The organism is Paraburkholderia sp. EG304, assembly GCF_046543485.1.
In the GTDB taxonomy this organism is placed as follows: Bacteria; Pseudomonadota; Gammaproteobacteria; order Burkholderiales; family Burkholderiaceae; genus Paraburkholderia; species Paraburkholderia youngii.
On record NZ_JBKGUA010000482.1, the window covers coordinates 1 to 253 of the forward strand.

1 pseudogene is annotated in these 253 nt (G+C 64.4%); it reads left to right on the forward strand.

The features are described from left to right. Positions 1-253, forward strand: a pseudogene (locus ACLFKU_RS44840) (IS21 family transposase); the annotation flags it as partial.

The following is a 253-nucleotide window of genomic DNA, read 5'->3' on the forward strand; positions in this document are numbered from 1 at the left end:
TCTTCGGACACAATCCGAAGCTGCCGCGTAGCTGCGTCTCCACGATTGAACCGTTTCGCGATCTGGTGCGCGGCTGGTATGACGCCGACGTGCAGGGCACGACGATCTTCAACGCGCTTCAGCGCAATCACGGCTATACGGGCAGCTATTCTGCAGTGCGGCGCTTCCTGCTGCACCTGAAGGCCGAGCGCGGCGCGAGAGCGACGACGATCCTGGAGTTCGCCCCGGCGGACGCAGCGCAGCTCGACTTCGG